General features: G+C 64.3%; 31 protein-coding genes, 1 tRNA gene and 3 pseudogenes. 20 read left to right on the top strand and 15 right to left on the bottom strand.

All coding sequences use genetic code 11. The features are described from left to right. Positions 1 to 8 precede the first annotated feature (8 nt). Positions 9 to 883: pseudogene (locus tag AB8Z38_RS14520) on the bottom strand (phosphoribulokinase). Positions 884 to 896: 13 nt separating this feature from the next. Next, positions 897 to 1,935 (bottom strand): annotated as a pseudogene (locus tag AB8Z38_RS14525) (class 1 fructose-bisphosphatase). Between the two features lie 117 nt (positions 1,936 to 2,052). Between AB8Z38_RS14525 and AB8Z38_RS14530 the strand changes: the two are divergent. Beyond that, positions 2,053 to 3,031 (top strand): annotated as a pseudogene (locus AB8Z38_RS14530) (LysR family transcriptional regulator). Between the two features lie 217 nt (positions 3,032 to 3,248). Here the strand turns inward: AB8Z38_RS14530 and AB8Z38_RS14535 are convergent. From AB8Z38_RS14535 to AB8Z38_RS14560, 6 genes are all read right to left on the bottom strand, one after another. Beyond that, on the bottom strand, positions 3,249 to 3,458 hold the full coding sequence (locus AB8Z38_RS14535; protein ID WP_369725790.1) for a hypothetical protein: 210 nt from the start codon (positions 3,456 to 3,458) through the stop codon (positions 3,249 to 3,251). 136 nt (positions 3,459 to 3,594) lie between these two features. Then, complete coding sequence (locus tag AB8Z38_RS14540; RefSeq protein ID WP_369725791.1) at positions 3,595 to 4,014, bottom strand: DUF4118 domain-containing protein; 420 nt, start codon at positions 4,012 to 4,014, stop codon at positions 3,595 to 3,597. 135 nt (positions 4,015 to 4,149) lie between these two features. Further along, entirely contained in the window at positions 4,150 to 5,343 is a 1,194-nt protein-coding gene (locus tag AB8Z38_RS14545; protein ID WP_369725792.1) for an MFS transporter, read from the bottom strand. A 66-nt stretch (positions 5,344 to 5,409) separates the two neighbouring features. Then, on the bottom strand, positions 5,410 to 5,964 hold the full coding sequence (locus AB8Z38_RS14550; RefSeq protein ID WP_369725793.1) for a TetR/AcrR family transcriptional regulator: 555 nt from the start codon (positions 5,962 to 5,964) through the stop codon (positions 5,410 to 5,412). A 230-nt stretch (positions 5,965 to 6,194) separates the two neighbouring features. Next, positions 6,195 to 7,154: an N-carbamoyl-D-amino-acid hydrolase gene (locus tag AB8Z38_RS14555; protein ID WP_369725794.1), complete on the bottom strand. Its 960-nt coding sequence runs from the start codon at positions 7,152 to 7,154 to the stop codon at positions 6,195 to 6,197. Between the two features lie 191 nt (positions 7,155 to 7,345). Then, positions 7,346 to 7,780 (bottom strand): hypothetical protein, encoded by a 435-nt coding sequence (locus AB8Z38_RS14560; protein ID WP_369725795.1) that lies wholly within the window; start codon positions 7,778 to 7,780, stop codon positions 7,346 to 7,348. Positions 7,781 to 7,930: 150 nt separating this feature from the next. Here AB8Z38_RS14560 and AB8Z38_RS14565 point away from each other — a divergent pair, with 150 nt between their 5' ends. The 5 genes from AB8Z38_RS14565 (at position 7,931) to AB8Z38_RS14585 (ending at position 9,404) form a co-directional block, all read left to right on the top strand. After that, positions 7,931 to 8,068 carry a hypothetical protein gene (locus AB8Z38_RS14565; RefSeq protein WP_369725796.1) on the top strand — a complete coding sequence of 46 codons (138 nt, stop codon included), beginning with the start codon at positions 7,931 to 7,933 and terminating at the stop codon, positions 8,066 to 8,068. Then, on the top strand, positions 8,058 to 8,384 hold the full coding sequence (locus tag AB8Z38_RS14570; RefSeq protein ID WP_369725797.1) for a hypothetical protein: 327 nt from the start codon (positions 8,058 to 8,060) through the stop codon (positions 8,382 to 8,384). Before AB8Z38_RS14565 ends, AB8Z38_RS14570 begins: the two co-directional genes overlap by 11 nt. A gap of 118 nt (positions 8,385 to 8,502) precedes the next feature. After that, positions 8,503 to 8,763, top strand: a complete 261-nt coding sequence (locus AB8Z38_RS14575; protein WP_369725798.1) for a hypothetical protein — start codon at positions 8,503 to 8,505, stop codon at positions 8,761 to 8,763. Between the two features lie 178 nt (positions 8,764 to 8,941). Then, positions 8,942 to 9,166 carry a hypothetical protein gene (locus AB8Z38_RS14580; RefSeq protein ID WP_369725799.1) on the top strand — a complete coding sequence of 75 codons (225 nt, stop codon included), beginning with the start codon at positions 8,942 to 8,944 and terminating at the stop codon, positions 9,164 to 9,166. 88 nt (positions 9,167 to 9,254) lie between these two features. Then, on the top strand, positions 9,255 to 9,404 hold the full coding sequence (locus AB8Z38_RS14585; RefSeq protein WP_369725800.1) for a hypothetical protein: 150 nt from the start codon (positions 9,255 to 9,257) through the stop codon (positions 9,402 to 9,404). Positions 9,405 to 9,635: 231 nt separating this feature from the next. Here the strand turns inward: AB8Z38_RS14585 and AB8Z38_RS14590 are convergent. Then, positions 9,636 to 9,712: transfer RNA gene (locus AB8Z38_RS14590), tRNA-Pro, on the bottom strand. 68 nt (positions 9,713 to 9,780) lie between these two features. Between AB8Z38_RS14590 and AB8Z38_RS14595 the strand changes: the two genes are divergently transcribed. The 6 genes from AB8Z38_RS14595 (at position 9,781) to AB8Z38_RS14620 (ending at position 15,579) form a co-directional block, all read left to right on the top strand. Further along, positions 9,781 to 10,770, top strand: a complete 990-nt coding sequence (locus tag AB8Z38_RS14595) for an L-threonylcarbamoyladenylate synthase (protein ID WP_369725801.1) — start codon at positions 9,781 to 9,783, stop codon at positions 10,768 to 10,770. A gap of 16 nt (positions 10,771 to 10,786) precedes the next feature. Next, positions 10,787 to 12,214, top strand: coding sequence for an FAD-binding oxidoreductase (locus AB8Z38_RS14600; RefSeq protein ID WP_369725802.1), 1,428 nt, complete (start codon positions 10,787 to 10,789; stop codon positions 12,212 to 12,214). A gap of 8 nt (positions 12,215 to 12,222) precedes the next feature. Beyond that, complete coding sequence (locus tag AB8Z38_RS14605) at positions 12,223 to 12,669, top strand: GNAT family acetyltransferase (protein WP_369725803.1); 447 nt, start codon at positions 12,223 to 12,225, stop codon at positions 12,667 to 12,669. 9 nt (positions 12,670 to 12,678) lie between these two features. Continuing rightward, entirely contained in the window at positions 12,679 to 13,260 is a 582-nt protein-coding gene (locus tag AB8Z38_RS14610) for an NUDIX domain-containing protein (protein ID WP_369725804.1), read from the top strand. Positions 13,261 to 13,419: 159 nt separating this feature from the next. Then, positions 13,420 to 14,349 (top strand): glycine/sarcosine/betaine reductase selenoprotein B family protein, encoded by a 930-nt coding sequence (locus AB8Z38_RS14615; RefSeq protein WP_369725805.1) that lies wholly within the window; start codon positions 13,420 to 13,422, stop codon positions 14,347 to 14,349. A 36-nt stretch (positions 14,350 to 14,385) separates the two neighbouring features. Beyond that, positions 14,386 to 15,579 (top strand): CaiB/BaiF CoA transferase family protein, encoded by a 1,194-nt coding sequence (locus AB8Z38_RS14620; protein ID WP_369725806.1) that lies wholly within the window; start codon positions 14,386 to 14,388, stop codon positions 15,577 to 15,579. A gap of 106 nt (positions 15,580 to 15,685) precedes the next feature. On the opposite strand, the gene AB8Z38_RS14625 is transcribed toward AB8Z38_RS14620, so the two are convergent. Further along, the gene (locus tag AB8Z38_RS14625) at positions 15,686 to 16,444 is read right to left on the bottom strand and encodes an SOS response-associated peptidase (RefSeq protein ID WP_369725807.1); all 759 of its coding nucleotides are present in this window, start codon (positions 16,442 to 16,444) and stop codon (positions 15,686 to 15,688) included. A 63-nt stretch (positions 16,445 to 16,507) separates the two neighbouring features. Here AB8Z38_RS14625 and AB8Z38_RS14630 point away from each other — a divergent pair, with 63 nt between their 5' ends. The 4 genes from AB8Z38_RS14630 to AB8Z38_RS14645 all read left to right on the top strand — a co-directional run bounded on the left by AB8Z38_RS14630 (position 16,508) and on the right by AB8Z38_RS14645 (position 18,304). Continuing rightward, complete coding sequence (locus AB8Z38_RS14630) at positions 16,508 to 17,008, top strand: hypothetical protein (RefSeq protein ID WP_369725808.1); 501 nt, start codon at positions 16,508 to 16,510, stop codon at positions 17,006 to 17,008. A 20-nt stretch (positions 17,009 to 17,028) separates the two neighbouring features. Continuing rightward, a complete protein-coding gene (locus AB8Z38_RS14635; protein WP_369725809.1) occupies positions 17,029 to 17,463 on the top strand; it encodes an NUDIX hydrolase in 435 nt (144 codons plus the stop codon). Between the two features lie 54 nt (positions 17,464 to 17,517). Then, positions 17,518 to 17,895 carry a TIGR02301 family protein gene (locus AB8Z38_RS14640; protein ID WP_247502827.1) on the top strand — a complete coding sequence of 126 codons (378 nt, stop codon included), beginning with the start codon at positions 17,518 to 17,520 and terminating at the stop codon, positions 17,893 to 17,895. Positions 17,896 to 18,037: 142 nt separating this feature from the next. Then, positions 18,038 to 18,304 (top strand): hypothetical protein, encoded by a 267-nt coding sequence (locus tag AB8Z38_RS14645; protein ID WP_369725810.1) that lies wholly within the window; start codon positions 18,038 to 18,040, stop codon positions 18,302 to 18,304. 18 nt (positions 18,305 to 18,322) lie between these two features. Here the strand turns inward: AB8Z38_RS14645 and AB8Z38_RS14650 are convergent, their stop codons facing one another. The 5 genes from AB8Z38_RS14650 to AB8Z38_RS14670 form a co-directional block, all read right to left on the bottom strand. Then, positions 18,323 to 18,640 carry a cupredoxin domain-containing protein gene (locus tag AB8Z38_RS14650; protein ID WP_369725811.1) on the bottom strand — a complete coding sequence of 106 codons (318 nt, stop codon included), beginning with the start codon at positions 18,638 to 18,640 and terminating at the stop codon, positions 18,323 to 18,325. Between the two features lie 11 nt (positions 18,641 to 18,651). Beyond that, a complete protein-coding gene (locus AB8Z38_RS14655) occupies positions 18,652 to 19,173 on the bottom strand; it encodes a DUF4142 domain-containing protein (protein ID WP_369725812.1) in 522 nt (173 codons plus the stop codon). A gap of 87 nt (positions 19,174 to 19,260) precedes the next feature. Then, on the bottom strand, positions 19,261 to 19,962 hold the full coding sequence (locus AB8Z38_RS14660; protein WP_369725813.1) for an RNA polymerase sigma factor: 702 nt from the start codon (positions 19,960 to 19,962) through the stop codon (positions 19,261 to 19,263). Positions 19,963 to 20,026: 64 nt separating this feature from the next. Next, positions 20,027 to 20,896, bottom strand: a complete 870-nt coding sequence (locus AB8Z38_RS14665; RefSeq protein ID WP_369725814.1) for a sulfurtransferase — start codon at positions 20,894 to 20,896, stop codon at positions 20,027 to 20,029. Positions 20,897 to 21,063: 167 nt separating this feature from the next. After that, positions 21,064 to 22,398, bottom strand: a complete 1,335-nt coding sequence (locus AB8Z38_RS14670; RefSeq protein WP_369725815.1) for a dihydroorotase — start codon at positions 22,396 to 22,398, stop codon at positions 21,064 to 21,066. A 101-nt stretch (positions 22,399 to 22,499) separates the two neighbouring features. Between AB8Z38_RS14670 and AB8Z38_RS14675 the strand changes: the two genes are divergently transcribed. The 4 genes from AB8Z38_RS14675 (at position 22,500) to AB8Z38_RS14690 (ending at position 25,287) form a co-directional block, all read left to right on the top strand. Further along, positions 22,500 to 23,381: a folate-binding protein YgfZ gene (locus AB8Z38_RS14675; RefSeq protein WP_369725816.1), complete on the top strand. Its 882-nt coding sequence runs from the start codon at positions 22,500 to 22,502 to the stop codon at positions 23,379 to 23,381. Further along, positions 23,378 to 24,004 (top strand): DNA-3-methyladenine glycosylase I, encoded by a 627-nt coding sequence (locus AB8Z38_RS14680; protein WP_369725817.1) that lies wholly within the window; start codon positions 23,378 to 23,380, stop codon positions 24,002 to 24,004. The genes AB8Z38_RS14675 and AB8Z38_RS14680 overlap by 4 nt, the downstream gene beginning before the upstream one ends. After that, positions 24,001 to 24,615: a YfbR-like 5'-deoxynucleotidase gene (locus AB8Z38_RS14685; RefSeq protein ID WP_369725818.1), complete on the top strand. Its 615-nt coding sequence runs from the start codon at positions 24,001 to 24,003 to the stop codon at positions 24,613 to 24,615. The genes AB8Z38_RS14680 and AB8Z38_RS14685 overlap by 4 nt, the downstream gene beginning before the upstream one ends. A 165-nt stretch (positions 24,616 to 24,780) precedes the next feature. Further along, complete coding sequence (locus AB8Z38_RS14690) at positions 24,781 to 25,287, top strand: tyrosine phosphatase family protein (RefSeq protein ID WP_369725819.1); 507 nt, start codon at positions 24,781 to 24,783, stop codon at positions 25,285 to 25,287. Positions 25,288 to 25,373: the final 86 nt, after the last annotated feature.

The following is a 25,373-nucleotide window of genomic DNA, read 5'->3' on the forward strand; positions in this document are numbered from 1 at the left end:
CCCCTTCTTCACTTCAGGTTTCGCTTGCGCTCGATCAGCTGCATGATCAGCGGCGTTAGGATAAGCTGCATCGCGAGATCGAGCTTGGCGCCGGGACACACGATCGAGTTCGCGCGTGACATGAAACTGTGCGGCAGCATCGAGAGCAGATAGGGAAGTCGATGCCGCGCGGATTCTTGAAGCGGATCACGACCATCGATTCGTCCGGCGTCGGGATCCAGCGCGCGATGAACGGATTCGACGTATCCACCGTCGGCACGCGCTGAAAGTTGATGTCGGTGTCGGTGAATTGCGGGCAGATGTAGTGGATGTAATCCGGCATGCGTCGCAGGATGGTGTCGGTGACGGCCTCGGTCGAATAACCGCGCGCGCTGCGGTCGCGGTGCAGCTTCTGGATCCATTCGAGATTGATGACGGGCACGACGCCGATCTTGAGGTCGGCATAACGCGCGACATTGACCTTATCCGTGACCACGGCGCCGTGCAGGCCTTCGTAGAACAGCAGGTCCGAATTTTCCGGGAGCCGCTCCCATTCGGTGAAGGTGCCGGGAGCCGCGCCATGCAGCGCGGCTTCTTCGGCGTCGTGGACGTAATGCCGCGTGACCGCTGTACCGGTCTCGCCATAGTCGCGGAACGCCCGCTCCAGCTCTTCGAACAGATTGGTCTCGGGGCTGAAATGGCTGAAATGCTTGTTGCCGCAGTCAGCCTCCTTGGCCATCTGCGTGCGCATCTCGGTGCGGTCGTAGCGATGGAAAGCGTCGCCCTCGATGTAGACGGCGTTGACGCGTTCGCGGAAGAATATCTGCTCGAACGTCTTCTTGACCGAGGTCGTGCCGGCGCCCGAGGAGCCGGTGATGGAGATGATCGGGTGTTTCCTGGACATGAATCGCCTCCCATCACAGCCGGAAGAAGCCGCGCCGCGCGAACAGCGGCGCGGAGACGCTGGCGGCGAGCAGCGGATCGCAGTGCAGTTCCGCGACGCGCCTCACCCTCGTTGCTCGATCCCATGATCAGCGGCACGCGCTGGTGCAGGCTCTCCGCCGATAGGTCGAGGATGCGCTCGCGTCCTGTCGAGGCGGAGCCGCCGGCCTGCTCGATGATCATCGCCATTGGATGGGCCTCGTAGGTGAGCCGCAAACGACCGTCGCCATAGCCAGGGCGCGCGTCGGACGGATAGAGGAACACGCCGCCGCGCGTGAGGATGCGATAGGCCTCCGCGACCAGCGAGCCGATCCAGCGCATGTTGAAATTGTGGTTGGCGAGCCCATCGACGCCGGCGAGGCATTCGTCGACGAAGGCGCGCACCGGCGGATCCCAGTGCCGGCGGTTGGAGGCGTTGATAGCGAACTCGTCGCACACCTCGGAAATCTGCACGCTGCTGCGCGCCAGACGGAAGCAACCGGACTTGCGGTCGAGCGTGAAGATGTCGACGCCGTCGCCGAGCGTCAGCACCAGCGAAGTCTGCGGACCGTAGGTGACAAAGCCCGCGGCAAGTTGAGCCGAGCCGCGCTGATGGAAGGCGAGCGCGAGATCGTCGGGCGCCGGCAGAATCGAGAAGATCGTGCCGACCGTCATGTTGATGTCGATGTTGGAAGAGCCGTCGAGCGGATCGATAGCGACGCAGATTTTTGCCGCGCGATCGCTGATCTGCGGCTCGTGCATCTCTTCCGACGCCAGTGCCGCAATCGGCAGCTTGCCGAGGCAACGGCGCAGGATTGCATCCGCCTGGACGTCGAGATAGCGTTGGAGATCGCCGTCGCTGTTGCGGCTCGTGGTCAGGCCCGAGGCGTCCGCGAGATTCCCGGTGCCGATGAGCTCGGCGATCTCGATCGCGGCTGCGGCGATGGCATCGACCGCGGCCGCTACTGCCGGCGCATGCGCCGCCGTCTCGGAATACCGTTGAAGGTGGTCGTCCAGCCTGAGTTGCCCGGTCATCTGCGTCCATCCCCTTGCGGGCGCCGCATCCAATTCCCTCGGCGGAGGTTCGGTGCGGTCGGTCCCAGTACGAGGAGATTGACAGTGCCGGCTTAATAAGGAAAATTTCTATTCATGATAGATGCCAAAAAATTTCCTTATAATAGTCCTAGCCATGCGGCGACCCAGCTCCGGCATTTGACGATCCGGCAATTGCGTTCGCTTGCGGCGCTCTCGGCCAAGGGCAGCGTCACCGCAGCTTCGACCCAACTCGGGCTGACGCAGCCGGCGGTGACGCAGCAACTGCGACAGCTTCAGGATCTCGCCGGGCTGCCGCTGGTGCAACGGACCGGCGACGGCATGCTGCTGACGGAAGCGGGCAAGGAGGTGCTGTCATTGGCCGAACGTGTCGAGGCTGCAATCGCCGACTGCCAGGGTGCGCTCGACCTCCTTGCAGGGCGCACCGGAGGCACCGTGCATCTGGGCGCAGTCTCGACCGCCAAGTATTTCGTGCCGCACGCGATCGCGGCGTTCTCCAAGCGCTTTTCGAAGATCGAGATCAAGCTGACCGTCGGCAATCGCGAGGAGATCCGCGACGCCATGCACGGTTACGATCTCGATTTCGCGGTAATGGGTCGGCCACCGGCCGATGTCAGCGTCGACGTCCGTCAGCTCGGGCGCAATCCCCACATCATCATTGCGCGCAAGGGGCACTGGCTCGAGAAGGACTCCGGCCTCAGCCTGACCGATCTTGTGCACGAGACTTTCCTCACGCGCGAGCCGGGGGTCAGGCACCCGCACGCTGATGGAGGGCATGTTCCAGAAGTCGGACCTGGAGCCGATCATCGGCATGGAGATGAGCAGCAACGAGACCATCAAGCAGGCGGTGATCGCCGGGCTCGGCATCGCCTTCATCTCGGCGCACACGGTCGCGCATGAGCTCGCCGAAGGCCGGCTCGTCGTGCTCGACGTCGCCGGCTTGCCTATCGTCCGGCAATGGTACGTGATCCGCCGCAGCGACAAGGTGCTTCTGCCGCCGGCGCAGGCGATGTTCGATTTTCTGGGCTCGGAGGGCGCGAATTATCTGCCCGATATGCCCGAACTCGCCGGACGATAGACTGCTAGCGTTCAGGCCATGAGCTTCATGGCGACCGTTGCGGCCAGAATGACAATGATCTGGAGCAGGCGCTCGGTTGTGAAGATGCGATTAAAGGTGATCATTGTTGGCCCCCGGCTGACGTGAGAGATCTCGTTCGGCGCGTTGCTAGCACACGTGGACACCGAGGCAATTCCGTAGTGGCACCGAATCGAGCTGAAACGCCGATGGTTAACGATCAGGCAGCAAGCTGGACGGCATGATCCGCCCGGCTGGCGAAATAGGCTTCCAGCTCCATCAGCGCTCGCGCCTCCCACTGGTTCGCCTGCTCCAGCAGCGACCAGCTCTGGCGCGGCCGAAATGCTGCGGTCTGGCGATAGAGCGATGCGATACCGCGGTAGCGGCGCACGTTCTCAAAGATGGCGTGACCGTTCATTTGGCCGTTCATGTCGAAAACTCCCTCGTCCTTCCCGTGGGGGAATTTGCGGTCAAATCTTTTTCGAAACGTTAGCGGCGCGCGGGAAGCGCGCCGATGGTTGCCGGACTGTTGCGGCTGCGCAACGCGAGGCCTGTCGTGCCGTCATCTATTGCGGATTCGTTGCCGCGCTCTTGCCGGAAGGCTTCAGCCCGCCGCGGCGGATGATCGCAATCGTCTCGCGGCAGAGATCGGCGAGGCCGATCAGGAGCACGGCAAGCAGGAAGAACAGGTTGATGGAATCTGTATGGGCGCTGGTCAACGCACTGAACTCGAAGAACGGCGGCATGAACGCCCACCACACCAGCGGAATGATGAGCAGCACGGCGAATGCAGCCGCGGGCGCGCCGGCCAGAATTCCGACCAGGAAGATACTGGGAATGAACGCCGCAAAATAGAGCTTTGCGCCTAGCGCGACGCAGACGCCCTGAACTGCGGCCGAGGCCGCCACGATTGCAAAGCCGAGCAGAAATGCCTGCCACGACCATGGCCGTACCCGCGGTACGCCAAACAGTCCCGCACGCCTCATGGGCCTCCCCTGCCGCCTGTTCACCAAGCCCAATTGCGACCAAAGTACTACAGCCGCATTGAAATCGCGAGACGGAAATAGCTTGGCCGCTGGCTTGGTAAACCCGCCGCAACGCAACATCGGACGGCGGCGCCGCTACTCGGTAGCGGCATAGAGCAAGGCGGCGACGGGAAGCGCCAGGCCGATGCTGGAGGCGAGGGTCCAGCCGCCCTGCACGAACGCCCAGGTGCCGAGCGCAGAGCCCGCCGCACCGGCGGCGAAGAACGTCGCCATGTACAGGCCGTTGAGACGGCTGCGATGCTCGTGCCCGAGCAGGAAAATGGCGCGGAATCCGAGCACGACGTTGCCCTGCACGCCGAAATCGATGGCGATCGCGGCGATCACGAGACAAGCGAGATTGAGCTCCGATCCTGCCGCGCCGATATGCGTCACCAGGAAGCCCGCGGCCACCAGCATCATCGCAACGATCGTGGCGATGCGGCTATGGCCGCTATCGGCGAGCCGTCCCGCGATCGGAGCAGAGAACACGCCAGCGACGCCGGCGAGCGCATACAGCGCAATGCCCTGTTGGCTGAAGCCGAATTCACTCGCGAGCTGGAGTGGCACTACGGTCCAGAACAGAGCGAAGGCGCCAAACAGCCCCGCCTGGTAGAGCGCGCGGCGCCGCAGCAGCGGCGTAGCGAGCGCCAGATGCGGCATCGACATCAACAGCGCACCATAATGCATGCGCGCGACCGGCTTGCGCTTCGGCAGTGTCATCCAGAGCACTGCTGCGAGCACGATCATGAGCGCGGCGGAGGCGAAGAAGATGGCATGCCAGGACAGGACCGCGGTGACGAAGCTCGACACCGGGCGCGCCAGCATGATGCCGAGCATCAAGCCGGTCGAAACGTTGCCGACAACGCGGCCGCGAATGGCTTCCGGCGCAAGATGCGCCGCATAGGGGATGATGATCTGCACCGCCACCGAACCAAGTCCGATGAACAGCGCGGCGATCAGGAACGGCAGCGCGTGGGTCGCAAACGCAGCCACAAGCAGGGCCGCCGCGCCGAGCGTGATGACGGTGCAGATCAGCGTGCGGTTCTCGACGAGATCGCCAAGCGGCACGATGAAAAGCAGGCCCGTGCCGTAGCCGATCTGGGTCATGGTAACGATCAACCCGGCCGCGGCATGCGAGAGGCCGAGCGCGGCGCTGATTGGCGCGATCAGTGGCTGGGCATAATAGATGTTGGCGGCGACCATGCCACAGGCCGCGGCAAGCACGAAGGTCAGTCGCTGCGACACCGCATCCGGCTCGGGCGCGGCATCGATGGTGGCATTCATCGTCATTCCAGATTCTCCGGCACTTCAAGTCTCCACAGATAGGAAATGATCATTTCCTAATTTGACAAAAATTCAGGCGAGCAGCTTCATCGCGACGCCGACCAGCCGCTCGCCATCGAGCGGCAGGCGCGCCTTGCCGGCCACGCGCAGGCCCTGCGTCAGGCAGATCATCAGGCGCGCGGTGTCATCGGCGTCGATATGGCCAGGAATCGAACCATCGGCCTGCCCTTCGCGAATGAGGCCGGCGATGAAGGTCTCGTTGCTCCTCAGTTGCGCAGTGACGCGCGTGCGGATCACCGGATCGACCGCCGACAGCTCGACCGCGCTGCCGACCACGATGCAGCCGCGGCGGCCCTCGCTGCCCTGGGAGTGCTCGAGATAGGACAGCAGCACGTTGCGCAGCTGCTCACGGCCGTTTGCCCCGCGCGCAGCCGCGCTACGGGTCTGCTCACCGCGCACCGCGACGTAGCGCTCGAAGGCGGCCAGGAATACGGCATGCTTGTCCCGAAAGGCCTTATAGACGCTGCCGGTGGCAAGCCGCATCGCGGCGGTCAGATCCCCGATCGAAGTGGCATGATAACCGCGCTCGCAAAACACCCTGACCGCCCCGTCCAGGGCAGCGTCCATGTCGAACTCGCGGGGCCGACCGGGTGAATGGGCAACAGGCTTGGACTTTCGAGTGGCTTTTTGCATTGCGGGACAATAGGGAATGATCGTTCCCGAATAAAGACACGTGGTTGTGATGGGGCTCCAGAATCCCTCCACGGAAAGACTCTGGATCTGCTCGGGGCCGCCGCGAACCTCGCCAACAGACGTCCCGGATTGCGCTGTGCTCCATCCGGGCTACAAGGTCGAGATCACCGCTTCGACCGCACCGGCGTTCCGTCCGCCATGATGCTCACGCCCCTGCGCTCCACGATCAGTCCGTAGGCGCGCGGCTGGCGATGGACGTCGAAATTGAAGGTGGTGCGCTTGTAGGAGTTGCAGAGATCGAGATCGCAGCGCGCCAGTGCGATCTCGTCGCCTTTCGTCGTGCAGGCAGCCATGATTTCACCCGAGGGCGCGATGATGCAGCTGCCGCCGATGTGGTCCACGCCCTCCTCGACGCCGGCCTTGGCGACTCCGACCACGAAGGTGCCGTTCTGATAGGCGCCGGCCTGCATGACCAGATGGTTATGGAACAGCGAGAGGTCGTCATGCTCGGGCGCCGGCGGGTTGTGCACCGGGGTGTTGTAGCCGATCAGCACCATTTCGACGCCCTGGAGTCCCATCACCCGATAGGTCTCGCTCCAGCGGCGATCATTGCAGATCGCCATCCCCATCGTGCCGCCGAAGACGTCGATCACACCGAAGCCGGTGCCGGGCTCGAAATAACGCTTTTCCAGATGTTGAAACGTGCGCCAGGGCTCGTGCTCGGCGTGGCCGGGCAGATGGACCTTGCGGTACTTCGAGAGGATGGTGCCGCTCTTGTCGACCAGGATGGAGGTATTGAAGCGGCGGGTGACTCCGGCCTCGACCGTCAGCTCGGCATAACCGAGATAGAAGCCGATCCCGATCTCGCGCCCGAGGTCGAACAGGGCTTGCGTCTCCGCGCCAGGCATCTCGCGCTCGAAAAAGCCGTCGATCTCGGCCTGGTCCTCGAAGTACCAGCGCGGAAAGAACGTGGTGAGTGCGAGCTCAGGATAGACGATCAGATCGCAGCCATTGGCCTTGGCTTGGCGCATCAACGCCATCAGCCGCGCCACGACCTCAGTTCTCGTCTCGGCTCTCGCAATCGGACCCAGCTGGCCGGCTGCAACATTGACAAATCTCGCCACGCGTCTGCCCTTCGCTTCCCCGCATCGTATCCGAGCCAAGCCTATCGCGCGTGGCGCCGTGGGCATAGCCTCGCTGGCCGGCACGGATGCCCAGCTACGCGGCAGGCCTTGCGCCGCGCAGCAAGCCATGACGACAAACTGTGATATAGCGGGCCCACGCGGCGGCCGTTCGGATTGCCACGGAGTGCGACTTACCATCCCGCCGAGAAGGGCTCGTTGAAGAACATCGGCGGGCCGCGCGCCGCCAAGCGCGACGGTTGGCGCCGACGGTGCCGCTCCGCGACGCGCTTGTTGGGAACGGCCGGCACGGCCTGCTTCAGCTCCGGGGCAGGTTGCGTCACCATCGCAAAAGCCTGGCGCGTACTGTCCTGCGTGGCCGGTGCCACCGTCGCGACCGGCGCGGACGGCGGCACATCCGAGACCGTCCTGGACAGTGAAATTTGCCGCACGCTGGTGTCGAAGACGATCTTCTCCGGCCATGTCTGCGCGGAATGAATGCGCGCTATCGAGACGTCCGGGCCCATCCCGGCGGCCGCACTCACCGGACTGTCCATGTAGCGGTCTGCAACGAACAGGAGCGCGAGCAAAGCGCCGCCGACAAAGACGAAGTAGCGGATGAGCGGCATGGGTGCCTCGATCGCCTCGTCATCGAGGCCCCTGCGGCAACGGGAAGGAGTGGCAATCGTTCCGGCTCCGCATGGAGGCAATTTGGCTGGCGAGGAACCAGATGCCTCGGGCTCAATTGTTCCAGGAGGCGAAGAGCGGAGGAGACGAACATGGCGAGACATCTGACACGAGCGCGTCTGGCGCGTGGCGTCACCGGCGCAATCTCGGCGCTGGTTCTCTGCGCGATCGCCGCCTTTGGCGCCGCGCATCATTTTGCGGTCTGGAGGAGAGGTTCGCATGACATCTGACCCCGAGGAATTGGTCAGACTGCAAGGTTATGGCGAGATGACGCTGCGCACGGCGATTGCGACGTGGATGGCGCTGGAGCCACGCGACCGATCAAGCACCGCTGTCTTCCGGATTCGCGACGGCGAGAGATTGGCCTCGGGCGAGATCGCCGAGCTCGCATCGGACTGGGGCATCGAATCGACGGGTGAAATCAGGTCCCGGGCGCGCGAGACCGATCGACGCTGGCCCGAGATCGTCCGCGGCATGGTCCGCGAGGCACCGCTGCCGGCGCTCATGGTTGCGTTCCTTGCGGGTGTGGTGGTGGCGCGGCGGTGACGGAGGACCCCGCTGAACGGCGACGTGCTGCATCAGCCGACGCGCTGGCATCCTCCTTGCTGAGTTGCCCTCAATTGCTCAGACCCGCAGTGGGTCTGTCTCACAGTGAGGCGATGACATGCAGGCGACGTCCCGTTTTGAGGCGACTATCCCGACACAGCTCCACGCGCTGATTTCCGATCTGCGCTGGCGGACGCAAATGCTCGACGCCGACATTTTGGAGGAAGAGCGGAAGGCGGGAATCTCCGACCCAAAGAACCTTGCCTACCCGATGCTCGCGCTGAACCTGAGGGCCCGACGCGACAATATCCGGATGAGCATCACGATCCTGGAAAACCGCCTTGAGAAACAATCGCTCGAATGGTCACGTGCCGCCTGATGCGATGGTACTGACGGGCTGGCAACGCGACGTGCTCCGCTGCCAGGCATAGGGCGGCGGGGCAGATTTGCGTTGCCAATATGCAACGGTTCCCCACGGTCTGAAGCTGGACAAAAGAAACTCCCATTCCAGCCATGAACCCCGCTCACAACGCCGTGAGACTAGCAGGGGAACGACGATGCGTGCACAACGCGTTTGGAAAGTGAATGGGGCGGCCAGCATCGGGCAGCTCCAATCCAGACTGGACGATCTCAACAAGCGCCTCAGCCAGCTCGAAAACCACCATCCCGAGAGCTCCAAGTTCGAAGAACTGAGATCGAGCGCGCTCAGCCTGTCGCGGGAGATCGATGACATCCGCTGCGCCGAGGCAACGGAGGCGTTGAGCGAGTTGCTGCGGAAATAGGTGGGGCTGGTGATCGGAGTTGTGACGACCCTAACAATGCATTTGGTTGTCCGTCGAGACACCGCAGTTGTTGCAGGAGAGTCGACCGATGACCAAAGCGACGATCGCCGATCTGAAAGGCGGGGAAGCGTTGTGCTCCCGGTTCAAAGATGGGCCTTCATTCCATGATGCGACACTGCAGGAGCTGGAGCTTCGCCAAGATATTTCGTCCGCACCAATAGCGAGGATACGACCCTGAGCTTCGATTCAAGCTACGGCGTGCACGGCCGGATCAAAGCGAAGCGGGTTGTCGTCTCCTTCGAGCTGCGGCCTGCGCCATCGCTCTGCGAATAGCCATGCCGCCACGACAGGCTGCCCTGCCCGGCCAAATCGGCCGTGGACCCGTCTCGAAAATCGTTGCAAAAAGGCGCTCCCGAGGCGCTGGCGGCTAGTCCGCCAAGCCTCTGGAAAACGTCAACTTTTGAGATAATGGTCGGAGTGGCAGGATTCGAACCTGCGACCCCTGCGTCCCGAACGCAGTGCTCTACCGGGCTGAGCCACACTCCGACAAGAGGCCGGCTTATAGCGTTGGGTTTGGCGCACCGCAAGCGGCCGATTTGAGGAATTTCGTCCCAGTGAAAACGAGGCTTGAAACGCTGATTCTGCCGGCTGGCCCGGCCGCCGCCGAGATGGCCGCCCGGAGGCTGGCGGCCGGCGGGCTGGTCGCGTTCCCGACCGAGACGGTCTATGGACTCGGAGCGGACGCCGCCAATGCGACGGCGATCGCCCATCTCTATGCCGCCAAGGGCCGGCCGGCGTTCAATCCGCTGATCGCGCACGTCGCCGACCTCGCGGCCGCGCAGGCGATCGGCCGGTTCGACGCGCGCGCTTTGCGGCTTGCGGAGGCGTTCTGGCCGGGGCCGCTGACGCTGGTGGTGCCGAAGACGGAGGGCTGCCCGGTGGCTGAGCTCGCCACCGCGGGCCTCGATACGGTCGCGATCCGCATCCCGGCGCACCCGATGGCGCAGGCGATCCTGCGCGCCTTTGGCGGGGCGGTGGTGGCGCCGTCCGCAAATATCTCCGGCCACGTCTCGCCGACGCTCGCTGCCCATGTCGAAAGCGACCTTTCGGGGCGGATCGACCTGATCGTCGATGGCGGACCGGTCGAGGTCGGCGTCGAATCAACCATCGTCGGCTGCTTCGACGCGCCAATGCTGCTGCGTCCCGGCGGACTTTCACGCGAGCGGATCGAGGCCGTGCTCGGCGCTGCCTTGGCGCGACCGCCTGCGGAAGCGGAGAGCGACAACAGCCAGCCGCTGGCGCCGGGCATGCTTGCGTCGCATTACGCGCCGCGCGCGACCGTGCGGCTCAATGTGCGCGACATCGCCCCGGGCGAAGCGCTGCTGGCGTTCGGCCCCGCGCTTCCAACCGGCCTGGACGCTGCTTCGAGTGTCATGAATTTGTCGCCCACGGCTGATCTCGATGAAGCCGCCGCCAATCTGTTCGGCTATCTTCGGGCGCTCGATGCGAAGAGCCCGCGGGCGATCGCGGTGATGCCGATCCCCGAGGAAGCTTTGGGCGAGGCAATCAACGACCGGCTGCGGCGGGCTGCGGTTGCGCGGTGAATCAAGAGACGAGGACATGAACATCAACAAGACTGCCACCCCTCCGCTTGCGCCCGGGCTGATCGAACAATTCCGCAAGATCGTCGGCGAGAAGCATGCGATCACCGATGCAGCCGACATCGAGGCCTATGTCACCGAGGAGCGCAATTTGTTCCACGGCCGCTCGCCGCTGGTGCTGCGTCCAGGCTCGACGGCGGAAGTCGCCGCGATCTGCAAGCTCGCCTCGGAGCATGCAATCGCGCTGGTGCCCCAGGGCGGCAATACCGGCCTCGTCGGCGGCCAGACGCCGCACAATGGCGAGGTCCTGGTGTCGCTGCGCCGCCTCGACAAGATCCGCGAAATCGACGTCGCCTCGAATACCATGACCTGCGAGGCCGGCGTGGTGCTGCAAGTCGCGCAGCAGAAGGCGGCAGACGTCGACCGGCTGTTTCCGCTGTCGCTCGGCGCCGAAGGCAGCTGCACGATCGGCGGCAATCTCTCGACCAATGCCGGCGGCACCGCCGCGCTCGCCTACGGCGTCGCGCGCGAGATGGCGCTGGGGTTAGAGGTCGTGCTGGCCGACGGGCGCGTGCTCAACGCGCTGTCGAAACTGAAGAAGGACAACACCGGCTACAATTTGCACAACCTCTTCATCGGCGCGGAAGGCACGCTCGGCATCATCACGGCGGCGACGCTGAAACTGTTTCCGAAGCCGCGGGCGATCGAGACCGCCTTCGCCGGGCTGAAGTCGCCGGAGGCGGCCTTGAGCCTGCTCACGATCGCGCAAAGCGAGGCCGCCAATGCGCTGACCAGCTTCGAGCTGCTGTCGGAGATGGCGGTCGATTTCTCGATCCGCCACGGCATCGACGTGCGCGATCCGCTTCAGGCGAAGCATCCCTGGTACGTGCTGATGGAATTGTCCTCAGCCGGCGATGATGCCCGCGCGCCGCTGGAGACCATCCTGTCCCGCGCGATGGAAGACGAGATCGTCGACGACGCCGTGATAGCGGCCAATCTCAGCCAGCGCGCCGCATTCTGGAAGCTGCGCGACGAGATGTCGTCGGCGCAGAAGCCGGAGGGCGGCTCGATCAAGCACGACATCTCCGTGCCGGTCGCTGCCGTGCCCGCCTTCATCGCGGAGGCCAATGCCGCCGTGGTCAAGCTGATCCCCGGCGCACGGCCGGTGCCGTTCGGCCATCTCGGCGACGGCAATCTGCACTACAATGTCAGCCAGCCCATTGGCGCCAACACCGCGGATTACCTGGCGCGCTGGCACGAGATGAATGCCGTCGTGTTCGCGATCGTGCTGCGCATGGGCGGCTCGATCTCGGCCGAGCACGGCATCGGCGTGCTCAAGCGCGACGAGCTGCCTGACGTCAAGGACAAGACCGCGATCGAGCTGATGCGGTCGATCAAGGCGATGCTCGATCCGCTTGGAATCATGAACCCGGGGAAAGTGCTGTGAACGTGTCTATGTCCTCTGCCCTGACGATCGAGGAGATCACCGATGTCGACGTCGAGCCTGTCGTCGCGCTGTGGCAGCGCTGCGGCCTGACGCGGCCCTGGAACGATCCGCATGCCGACATCGCACTGGCGCGGCGACGCGACAATTCCACCATCATGGTCGGACGCGAGGCCGGCGCAATCGTCGCGACCGCCATGGTCGGCCATGACGGCCATCGCGGCTGGGTGTACTACGTCGCGGTCGATCCCGACTGCCGCAAGCGCGGCTACGGCCGCGTGCTCATGGCGGCGGTGGAAGACTGGCTCCGCCAGGCCGGGATTGCCAAGCTGCAGCTCCTGGTCCGGCGCGGGAACGAGCAGGCCAATGCGTTCTACGTTTCGCTCGGATTCGAGGAATCCACCTCGGTGATGTTCCAGAAGTGGCTCGACGGCCGCGATACCACTCCCAACAACTGAGATCGAGCCATGACGATTTCCGACCGCGTCCGCATCAAGGACGTCCGCGTGCTCTCGGACAACTGGACGCCACTGAAAGAGACGACGTTCGACTACCGGCGCGCCAATGGCGAATGGCAGACCCAGCACCGCGAAACCTATGAGCGCGACAACGCCGCAGCCGTGCTGCCTTACAACCGCGTCGGGCGCACGGTGATCCTGGTGCGCCAGTTCCGGCTGCCGGTGTTTATCCGCGGCTACGACGATCTGCTGATCGAAGCCGCCGCCGGCGTGCTGGACGATGCTTCTCCCGAGGTGCGCATCCGCGCCGAAGCCGAGGAGGAAACCGGCTATCGCCTGCACCACGTCCACAAGGTGTTCGAGGCGTTCATGAGCCCCGGCGCCATCACCGAGAAGCTGCATTTCTTCGTCGCCGAATACGAGCCGGAGATGCGGGTCAGCGACGGCGGCGGCCTGGAGCATGAGGGCGAGGACATCGAGGTGATCGAGCTCGGCATCGACGAAGCGCTCGCCATGATCGCCGACGGACGCATTATCGACGCCAAGGCGATCATGCTGCTGCAATACGCAGCGCTGCATCTGTTTCGGTAGGCGCAGCTGCCTTCTTCCCTTCTCCCCCCGTGGGAGAAGGGAAAAACCAACGCAATCCGCTCTAATATGCCTGCAATTCTGACCTGCGCCGCAACGCCCGCTGTTGAGCTAGCCACCGACTATCTCTAATCTGGACTCGACAAACCAGGAGACGCGCCCATGTCCGCTCCGCGCGACGATGAATTCGGCTTTGCGCCCGACTACGACGCCCCCGTCCCCTACATGCAGCGCACGCGCGACTATTATGCGGCGATCGGCTACACCACGCCGTATCGCTGGGCGCATTACACCGAGGCGCCGTTCCAGCCGCTGACGAAGAAGCTTTCGCAATCCAGGATCACCCTCATCACAACGGCTGCGCCGTATGATCCGGCCAAGGGCGACCAGGGACCCGGCGCGGCGTACAATGGCGGCGCCAAATTCTACCAGGTCTATGACGGCGACACCGCGAAACAGCACGACCTTCGTATCTCGCACATCGGCTACGATCGCAAGCACACCACGGCCACGGACAACGGCACCTGGTTTCCGCTGCCGCAGCTCCTGAAAGCCTCCGCCGCCGGGCGCATCGGCGAAGTGGCCCCGCGCTTCTTCGGCGCGCCGACCAATCGAAGCCACCGCGTCACGCTCGATATCGACGCGCCGGAAATCCTGGCGCGCTGCCTTGCTGACAAGGTCGACGCCGCCGTGCTGGTGCCGAACTGCCCGGTGTGCCACCAGACCACGGCGCTGGTGGCGCGGCATCTCGAGGCCCATGGAATTCCGACCGTAGTGATGGGCTGCGCCAAGGACATCATCGAGCACGCCGCCGTGCCGCGGTTCCTGTTCTCGGAGTTCCCGCTCGGCAATTCCGCCGGCAAGCCGCACGATCTCGCCTCGCAGGCGCAGACATTGGAGCTGGCGCTAAAACTGCTGGAGGCCGCGAGCGGCCCGCAGACCACCATGCAATCGCCGCTGCGCTGGAGCGAGGACGCCTCCTGGAAGCTCGACTACAACAATGTCGCGCAGATGAGCCCGGAAGAGCTGGCGCGGCGGCGCGCCGAATTCGACAAGCAGAAGGAGATCGCGCGCGGCAATCGCGCCGCCTGACGTCCTCCAGCAACAAACAACATCGGGGAGAGAGACGTGACGCGACCGTTCGAGGGCGTGAAGATCCTGGATTTCACGCAAGTGCTGGCCGGCCCCTATGCGAGTTACCAGCTTGCATTGCTCGGTGCCGACGTCATCAAGGTCGAACGGCGCGAGGGCGAGGATATGCGCCGCACGCCGCTGTCGCGCGAATGGGCCGATCGCGGGCTCGCCCCTGCCTTCCAGGCCATCAACGGCAACAAGCGCAGCCTGACGCTCGACCTGCAAAAGCCCGATGCGATCGCCGTCGTGAAGAGGCTGGCCGCGCAGGTCGACGTCGTCATGGAGAACTTCCGCCCCGGCGTGATGGACAAGCTCGGCATCGGCTATGAGGCGCTGTCCGCGGTCAACCCGAAGCTGATCTACTGCGCGGTGTCCGGCTTCGGCCAGACCGGCCCGGATCGCCTGCGGCCCGGCTATGACGGCAAGATGCAGGCGTTGTCCGGCATCATGGCGATCACAGGCCATCCCGAGACCGGGCCGACGCGCGCGGGCTTTGCGGTGTGCGACGTGCTGTCGGGCGCCACCGCCGCGTTCGGCGTATCGAGCGCGCTGTACCAGCGCGACCGCACCGGCAAGGGCCAGCTCATTGACGTCTCGATGCTGGAAGCCACGATGGCGTTTCTATCGGGGCAAATCGCCGATTGGTCGGTCGCCGGCCACCGCCAGCAGCTGTCCGGCAATCAGGCGGTGAGCCGCAAGACCACCGCCAATCTCTTCAAGGCCGGCGACGGTTACATCCTGCTCGCCGTCAACAACGAGAAGCAGTATCGCGCGCTGATGTCCGCGCTCGGCCGCGAGGACACGCTGTCCGATCCGCGCTTTGCCGACTGGTTCTCGCGCAACGAGAACGAGCCGGCTCTGCGCGCCATCATCGAGGAAGCGCTCGCAGCAAGGCCAGCGCGCGAATGGGAGGCGATTTTGGAAGATTCCGGCGCGCCCTGCGCCAGCATCTGGAAGATCGAGGAGATCATCGATCATCCGCAGATCAAGGCGCGCGGAGCGATCCAGGAGCTGGACACCCCCTACGGCCGACTGCGCTTTGCCGGCAGCGGATTCAAGCTCGCGCATGGCGGCGGCAGGCTCGACCGGATGGCGCCGGAATTGGGCGCGGATACCGATGCGGTGCTGAGCGAACTCGGCTTTGATGCGGCGGACATTGCGGAGTTGAGGGCAAGGGAGATCGTGTGAGGGCGGCGCGACAAACTCCAACGTCCTCCCGGATCTGCTCTCGCTCTGACAAGGCTTCGCGTTGGAGCTCGCTTGTCCCGGACGACACGGTGCTCTGTGGCCACGACTAAAACAGCGACCCCTGCCCGTCATCCGCCGAACCGGCTGCCGCCTTGCGCATCACCTTCTTCGGCTTCAACGCCTCGACCTCCATCTCCTCCGCGCTGATCGGCAGCAATAGCTGCTCGTCGTCATTGGCGACACGGTTGACGCGGGTGGACACGGGGTGCCAGGCGAATTCGCCGATGCGCGGCGCGGTCATCAGCGGCAGGACCGCATCGATCTCGTCGCCGCGGGTGTCGAGCCAACGTTCGAGATCGCGCGGGCTGATGGTCACGGGCACGCGGTCATGCAGCGCGGCGAGATCCTCGCTCGCCGCCGCCGTGACGATTGCGACCGTGTCGACCTCCTCGCCGTTCGGCCCGGCCCAAGTCTCGAAAATCGCAGCGAAGCCGAGCGGCGCGCCGTCGGCGCGATGGATGAAGAAGGGCTGCTTGCGGCCGTCGACGGCCTTCCACTCGTAATAGCCGTCGGCCGGGATCACGCCGCGGCGCCGGCGAATGGCGTTCTTGAACGCGGGCTTGTCCAGCACCGTCTCGGAGCGGGCGTTGATCAGCAAGGTAAAGCCGCGGGGATCCTTGGCCCAGGTCGGCAGCAAGCCCCAGCGCATCAGGCGGAAATGGCGAGCGCCGTTCTCGACCAGCACGACTGGAATCGGTTGTGTCGGGGCCACATTGTACCGGGGCGGGAAATTCGGCTGCTCGATATAGCCAAACAGTTGCCGTAAAGCCGCGGGGGCCGAAGTTATGACGAAGCGTCCACACATCCTTGGCCGTCCATATAGGGTCCGTTCAGGTCCTTTTAACCCCCAACGTTAACACTGCGGCGGATGAGCTCAACGGTCTCCCAAGCCGCCCGGACGCATGGACAGACGGGGCCCGAGGCCGCGGCCTGGGCTGAGCGGCTGCGCGTGGCCAACATCAATCCGCGGACCGGGCTTGCCACCGACTATCTCAACCATTTCAATGAAGCCGTGATGCTGCTCGAAATGGTGCCGGACATGCCGGAATGCGCCGAAGATTTCTTGACCTGGTCGCCACTGTCCTACGCCGAGCACTTCACCGCCTCGAATTTCAAGGCGCGCGATCTCGCCATCGAAGCCTATGAGAAGGCCGAGCCGTCCGTGCGCGCCCAGTTCGACCATCTCACCGATACCATGACGTCGATCCTGACCGCGGTCGGCTCGGCCATGTGCGATGTCGAGAAGGACACGACCCGCGTCCGGCTCGCTGAGCAAGCTACCCTCTGGGTCAAGCCGCTGATCGCGGCCTGCGGCGGCATCATCAATGGCGGCGCGGAGGCCGACATCGACACCATCATGGCGAATTGAGCTCTGGGGAGGTGACGAGAATGGCCCCGGTCGTCCAGCCCAGCCATCCCCAGCTCGCCGTCTCGGCCGCCATTTTTCGTGACGGCAAAGTGCTGCTGGTCCGCCGTGCCCGCTCGCCCGCAAAGGGGTTTTATTCGCTCCCCGGCGGCCGGGTCGAGTTCGGCGAATCGCTGCAGCAGGCGCTGGCGCGCGAGGTCGATGAGGAGACGGGGCTCGGCATCGAGATCATCGGCCTTGCCGGCTGGCGTGAGGTGCTGCCGGCCGCACCCGGCGCCGGCCATTACCTGATCATGTCCTTTGCCGCTCGCTGGACGGCCAGGGAGCCGGTCCTGAACGACGAGCTCGACGATGTCCGCTGGGTCGCACCGGACGCACTGGCCAGCCTGGGCGACCTCCAGCTGACGGGGGGCCTCGAGGAGGTCATCCAGTCCGCCCACCGCCTGATCGCACCCTGACGGCCGTTCCCGCCCGCCTTGCGTCCATCGTCCCGAGGAGGCATACAGCGGCCGATGTCCACGCGATTTCTGGCCATTTTTGCCCTGATTCTCGCCTGCGCCTCCGCGCCCGCCCGGGCCCAGGACGTGGCGGCGCCGTTCGACGCCGATTTGCAACGGTTGGCCGAGATCCTGGGCGGCCTGCATTATCTGCGCGGCATCTGCGGCTCCAACGAAGGCAACAAATGGCGCAGCGAGATGCAGGCATTGATCGATGCCGAAACGCCCGCCGGCGAGCGCCGCACCCGCATGATCGCCGGCTTCAACCGCGGCTATAACGGCTTTCAGCAGACCTACCGGAGCTGCACGCCGGCCGCGACCGTCGCAATCCGCCGCTACATCGAAGAAGGCTCGAAGATTTCTCGGGATCTCACGGCGCGTTACGCGAACTGAGACGCGCGAAGGAACCCTGTCATCGTCTTTGTTCACAGCCGTTAACCGTTCTTAAAGATGTGGCCTAGCGGGCGTTAACGCGCGTGCTACACCTCTCGAACAGCGCATCGCCGTGGATCGCGCCCCAGCCCTAACGAGTTTCATGAGCCATTCAGTGTCCTACGCCCCCGCACGCGCGCCGCTGCCCGATCACGAGCAGAAACAGGCCGCGCTGAGCTATCTCAACGAAGCCTGGGCCGAGGCGCGCCATGACGGCGTCGACGGCGATTGCCTGGCGCAGGCCAGCCTGTTCGCGGCGCTGGCCGAACTCGTCGGCACCTATGGCGAAGACGCGGTGGCGAAGTTCGTCGAGGGATTTCCCGGGCGCATCCGTAACGGCGAGTTCTCGGTCGACATCTCCCGGCAATAGCCCTCGGTTCCCTGTCCGTTACGGCTCGACCTTGAGCGTCGCTTTCATATTGGGATGAAAGCGACAGTAGTATTCGACCGTCCCCACCTTCTTCACGACCGTCGTCGCTGATTTCTTCGCCGGCAGGTTCACGTCGAAATCGCCGTTCCTCGCGGTTGCGGTGTGGGCGAAGACGTCCTTGTTGATCCACTCGATCGTATCGCCGACCTTCACCGAGACTTCGGCCGGCGATATCTCCAGATTCTCCATCGTGATCTGAATTGTCGCGGCGTGTGCCGGGACGAGCATCGTTGCGAACACGATCGCTGTCATCATCGAAGACAACCGTCCCGGCATTCTCTTCTCCCCTATTTCAGCTCGGCCGCGACATGCTCGGCGTGCTGCTCATGCCCCTGGAAGATCTTCAAGCCCGTCTGCAGCAGGCTCTTCAGCTCTGGATTGCTGGCCGAGGGAATGAGCTGGGTCTCCAGCGCGCCGTTGACCGTCTTGTGGTAGGCGACCTCATTGGCGACATAGGCCTTGTCGAACGCTGCGCCGTCCAGCTTGTCGAGCTCGGCGAGCTTGTCGCTCGCCTGCTTCGACAGCGCGCGGCTGGTGTCATTGTCCTCGGGCGTGACATTGAGCCTCTTGACCAGCGCGAGCGCCTGCTTGTTGACCGCCTCGTGATCGCGCAGCATGTCCTCGGCGAAGGCCTTGACGTCCTTGTTCTTGGCTTTCTTCACCGCCTGCTTGGCGGCATTGATGTCGATCACCCCTGCGGTGTAGGCGATGTGCGCGATCTGCGGATCGCTCGGCTTAGCGCCTTGCGCGAGCGCAGGGCTGGACAAAAGGGCGACTGCAGCAATCGCTGCGCTCCATCGAACGAACATGGTTTAATACTCCTGTGGCGCCGTGGCTGTGCCGGCATTGCTTGCACAGGAGTTGGATGAGAATTCCGCGCGAACGTTCCCGGAAATTTACGCGCCGACGCCGAGACGTTTCAGCACGGCTTCGGTGAGGCGCTCGCAGCGCTGGCCGGCGAACGGAAAGGCATCCATCACGACCGGCCCGATCTTCCTCTCGACGTTCTCGCGCAGCATGGTGCGCGCACGATGCAACCGCGTCTTGACGGTCTCGACCTTGACGCCGAGCAGTTCGGCGGTCTCCTCCATGCTCATCCCCTCCATCACCCGCGCGATGAAGACCATGCGGAAGACATCGGGCAACTCATCGATCGCGCGCTCGACGACGCGCTGGATTTCACGTTGGGCCATAGATCTTTCCGGGTCACTTGCAGCGGACGACAGCGGGAACTGGATGATCTGTGCTTCGAGTACGGCGTCCGGCAACATGTCCAGTTCGACATGCGGCTTCCGGGCCCTCACCCGGGTAAGCGCCTCGTTGATCGCTATGCGCGACAGCCATGTCGACAGACCGGACTCGCCGCGGAAGCTCTCAAGACGCGTGAACGCGCGGACATAGGTCTCCTGCACCACATCCTCGGCCTCGCTGTCGCTGCGCAGGATGCCGCGGGCAAGCCGATAGAGCCTGCGGTTGTTGGCCTGCATGATCGCGCGCAGAGCCGCCTCGTCACGGGCCAGCGCGCGGCAGATCAGCTCCGCCTCCGGCGCGTTGGCATCCAGGGCGGGGAATATTGCAGTGCGATGGATGGCGGTCACGGGCGTGTCTCCAGCTCTCCTAACGTTGGATGCAGGGCTGGCAAGAAGGTTCCCGAAAAAAGCTCTAATCCGTCTCGATCGGCAGCCCCGGATCCCTCGCCCACTCACCCATCGATGCGTCGTACAGCGTGAGCTTGTCGTAGCCGAGCTGCGTCAGCATGAGCAGGTCGATCGTCGCCGAGATGCCGCCGCCGCAATAAAGGATCACATTCTTGTCACGCGTGATGCCTTGGGCGGTGAACTTTGCTTCGGCATCCGCAAGCGCCGTCAGCGTCTTGTCGGCAGTCGTGAGCGTTGCAGCCGGAACGTTGACGCTGCCGGGAATGCGGCCGGGCCGGCCGTAGCGGCTCGGTTCGAGACCGCGATGGAACTGCGGCCCGAGCGCGTTGACGATAACGGTTACGGGATCGCCGATCCGCGCCGCGACGGTGTTCTTGTCGACGAAAAACCCAGCGCGCGGCGCAGCCTTGAACGTCGTGGCCGGATACCCCTTGGGTGCGCCCGTCGCAATCGGCCGTCCCTCTTCCTTCCATTTGTCGAGACCGCCGTCGAGCACGCGCGCGTCGACGCCAAGCGAACGCAGCATCCACCAAAACCGCGTCGACCACATCATCGTGCCGATGCTGTAGAGCACGATGGTTTTGGATGCATCGAGGCCGTGGCGGCCGAAGGCGGCCTCCAACTGCGCCACGGCAGGCATCATGAAGAAGTGCTGCGCGGAGGCGTCGGAAAACTCACCTTGCAGATCGAGGAAATCGGCGCCCGGGATGTGGCCGGCCTCGAACGCCTTGTCGCCGGGCACTGCACGATAGGGCATGTCGCTGCCGGGAGGCGCTGGCTCCAGATACGTCGTGCAGTCGTAGAGGCGAAGGCTGGGATCGCCGAGCTGGGCGGCGAGTTGCTCGGTCGTGATGAGGGGGGTCGGTTGGTTCATTGACTACTCTCCCTGTCGAACGGAATTGTAGCTCTCTCCCTACGTCATTGCGAGCGCAGCGAAGCAATCCAGAATCCCTCCGCGGCGGCAGCATGGATTGCTTCGCTGCGCTCGCAATGACGAGGTTGCGGATACAAAGCGCCTCCTGTGTTCCAACGCCCTCGCGGCTACTGTTTCAGTGTCTCCAGAAACCGCACCGGCTCGCCTTGCGACGGCGTCACGAGTTCGCCCTGCCACATCACGCGGCGGCCGCGGATGAAGGTGCCGACGGGCCAGCCGGTGACGCGGACGCCATCATAGGGGGTCCATCCGGCTTTCGAGACGACCCATTTGTTGGTGATGGTCTCGCTGCGCTTGAGGTCGATAACGGTGAAGTCGGCGTCGTAGCCGGCCGCGATGCGGCCCTTGCAGGCCATGTTGTAGAGACGCGCGGGGCCGGCGCTGGTGAGATCGACGAAACGCGCCAGCGACAAGCGGCCTGCATTGACGTGATCGAGCATGATCGGCACCAGCGTCTGCACGCCGGTCATGCCGGAGGGCGAGGCCGGATAGGTTTTCTGCTTCTCTTCCAGCGTATGCGGCGCATGATCAGAGCCGAGCACGTCGATGATACCTTGTTCGATGCCGCGCCAAACGCCGGCGCGGTGATCGGCGCCGCGCACCGGCGGGTTCATCTGCGCGAGCGTGCCGAGCCGCTCGTAGCATTCCGGCGCGGCCAGCGTGAGGTGATGCGGTGTCGCCTCGCAGGATGCAACATCCTTGTGGTCGCGCAGAAACTCGATCTCTTCCTTGGTCGAGATGTGCAGCACGTGGATGCGCTTGCCCGTCTCATGCGCGAGCTTGACCAGCCGCTCCGTCGCCATCAGCGCCGCGGTCTCGTCGCGCCACACCGGATGCGAGCGCGCATCGCCCTCGATGCGCAGCGATTTGCGGTCGTTGAGGCGGTATTCGTCCTCGGCATGGAACGCCGCGCGGCGGCGGATCACCTGGAAGATTCGTCGCAGGCTTTCGTCGTCCTCCACCAGCAGCGCGCCGGTCGAGGAACCGATGAACACCTTCACGCCGGCGCAGCCCGGCGCGCGTTCGAGCACCGGCAGATCCTGCACGTTCTCGCGGGTGCCGCCGATGAAGAAGGCGAAATCGCAATGCATATTGTGATGGGCGCGCTTCACCTTGTCGGTGAACTCGGCCTCGTTCACCGTCAATGGAGATGTGTTCGGCATCTCGAACACGGCCGTGACACCGCCCATCACGGCGCTGCGTGAGCCGGTTTCGAGGTCCTCCTTGTGCGTCAGCCCGGGCTCGCGGAAATGCACCTGCGTGTCCATAACGCCGGGCAGGACGTGCAGGCCTTTGCAGTCGATCACCTCCGCGGCGGAGGCTTGCAACAGCGCGCCGATCTCGGCAATACGGCCACCCACGATGCCAATATCACGAACGCCCTCGCCGTCCTGGTTGACCACGGTGCCGCCCTTGAGGATGACGTCGAAACGCTGGGTCATGGCTAGAGGCCTCTCTCGTCCCCAAGCGCAGGGCTCGAGGTCTTGTCGTTTTTGCCTTGCGGGCTTACGTTCCGGAGCAACATGTCGCAAGAGATTTTAGTATGAAATCAGCGTTTCTTCCGGACCGGGGCGTGGTCAAGGTCGCGGGCGAGGATGCGCGCAACTTCCTCAATGGCCTCGTCACGACCGATGTCGACAAGCTCAAGCCGGCCCTGGGCCGATTCGGTGCGCTGCTGACGCCGCAGGGCAAGATCATCGTCGATTTCCTGATTACGGAAGCGCCGGCTGGCCATGGCGGCGGGTTCCTGATCGACTGCCCGAGGGCGCTGGCCGACGGCCTCGCCACCAAGCTGAAATTCTACAAGCTCCGCGCCAAGGTCACGGTGGAAAACCTCTCCGACAGTCTCGGCGTGCTTGCGGCCTGGGACGGCCAGCTTGCCGCTCAGCCCGACCTCGCCTTCGCCGACCCACGCAATGGCGAGCTCGGCTATCGCATCCTGATCCCCGAAGATCTCAAGCAGAAGCTGTCCGATCTCATCGGCGCCGAACTGGTCGATGCAGCAGCCTATGAGACCCATCGCATCGCGCTTGGCGTGCCGCGCGGCGGACTGGATTTCATGTACAGCGACGCGTTCCCGCACGAGACCAACATGGATCGTCTGGCCGGCGTCGATTTCGACAAGGGCTGCTATGTCGGCCAGGAGGTCGTGTCGCGCATGCAGCATCGCGGCACGGCGCGCACCCGCAGCGTCAAGGTGCTGCTCGATGGGCCATCGCCCGAGACCGGTGCCACCATTCTCGCCGGCGACAAGCCGGTCGGTACCATTGGCTCGACTGCCGACGGCAAGGGCATCGCGCTGGTGCGCATCGACCGTGTCGCCGATGCGCTCGACGCAAACCAGCCGCTCAGCGCCGGCGGCATTGCGTTGCACCTCGCCGAACCTGAGGTCGTGCGCATTCCAACGAAGCAGCCTATCGCATGAGCCGTGCTCCGCGCCTCCATGCCGACGGCCTGACCCGCTGCCCGTGGCCGGGCGAAGATCCGCTCTACGTCGCCTATCACGACACCGAATGGGGCGTGCCGGAATATGACGACCGCGCGCTCTATGAAAAGCTGATGCTCGACGGGTTCCAGGCCGGCTTGTCCTGGATCACGATCCTGCGCAAACGCGACAATTTCCGCAAAGCCTTCGACGATTTCCAGCCGGAGAAAATCGCGCGCTACACGCCCCAGAAGGTCCATGCCCTGATGAATGATGCGGGCATCGTTCGCAACCGTGCCAAGATCGATGGCGCGATCCTGAGCGCAAGATCTTATCTGGAGATAATGGAGAAAGGCCCGGGTTTCTCCAAGCTGCTGTGGGACTTCATGGACGGAAGGCCCAAGGTCAACCATTTCAAGACCACCGCGAGCGTGCCGGCCTCGACGTCCCTTTCGGTGCAGATCTCAAAGGAGCTGTCCTCCCGCGGCTTCAAGTTCGTCGGCCCGACCATCGTTTACGCCTTCATGGAGGCAACCGGCATGGTCAACGACCATCTCGTCGACTGCCATTGCCACGCGAGCTGCGGCAAGACGCAGCGCAAACCGCGCCTCAAGGTCAAATGAGCGCGAAGAAGGCGGAACGCGACGTGGCGTCTCGTGCCTGGCAGCGCATGCTGTCAGGCCGGCGGCTCGATTTGCTCGATCCATCGCCGCTCGACATCGAGATTGCCGACATCGCGCATGGGCTGGCGCGGGTGGGACGCTGGAACGGGCAGACCACCGGCGCCCACATCTTCTCGGTCGCACAGCATACGCTGCTGGTGGAAACCGTGATGCGGCACGAGGCGCCGCGGGTCGATCAGCGCCTGCGGCTCGCCGCGCTGCTGCACGATGCGCCCGAATATGTGATCGGCGACATGATCTCGCCGTTCAAGGCCGTGCTCGACGGCCACTACAAGGCGGTCGAGAAGCGCCTGCTCGGTGCGATCCACATCCGTTTCGGGCTGCCGCCGGAATTGGCCGACGAGATCACGCAACAGATCAAGGCCGCCGACCGCGGCGCGGCTTATCTCGAAGCGACCGAGCTCGCCGGCTTCAGCGATGCCGAGGCCAAACGCCTGTTCGGCCGCGATCCCGGCCTCTCCGACAGCGTCCGGCGCGACTATCTCACGCCCTGGACCGCGGCGCGGGCCGAGAAGCAGTTTCTGGAGCGGTTCAACGCGGTGTTTGCGTAATTCCTGTAGGGTGGGCAAAGGCGCACTTGCGTCGTGCCCGTCGAGTTTCGCGATTGCGACCAAAGTGGTGGGCACGCTTCCGCCTTCGCTCTTCGAGCTACGGCGGACATGTCGCTTTGCCCACCCTACGGGCGCTCGCTATAATGGCTGGCAAAAAGGTCCCCCATGATCCACGTCTGTTCCCTCGCCGCCCTTCCCGAGACCGTCCGCCTGACCGGCGCCAGCCATGTGCTAACCGTGATGGCCAATGTCGAGCAGGTGGTGCGGCCGGTGTCGGTGCTGCCGGCCAACCATCTCAAGGTGTCGATGGACGACATCACCGAGGAGATGGACGGTTTTGTCGCGCCGTCGGAGGCGCATATCGACCAAGTCCTGAACTTCGTGCGCGGCTGGGACCGCAATGCGCCATTGGTGGTGCATTGCTATGCCGGCATCAGCCGTTCCACTGCGAGCGCGTTCGCGACCGTCTGCGCGCTCAATCCGAATCGCGACGAGATCGAGATCGCGAAGAAGATTCGCGCGGCTTCACCGATCGCCTCGCCGAACCGGCGCATCGTCAGCCTCGCCGACCGCGCACTGGGCCGCAACGGCCGCATGCTGCGCGCACTCGACGAGATGGGCCCGGGCGCGATGATGGTGGACGGCCGCCCCTTCATGATCGAGCTCGAATGACCACTGCACGCAACACCGCAGGTACGCCCTCTCTCCCGCTTGCGGGCGGTGCAATTGCACATGAGTATGGCGGGCGTAGATGCTTT

Source organism: Bradyrhizobium sp. LLZ17 (assembly GCF_041200145.1).
GTDB lineage: Bacteria > Pseudomonadota > Alphaproteobacteria > Rhizobiales > Xanthobacteraceae > Bradyrhizobium.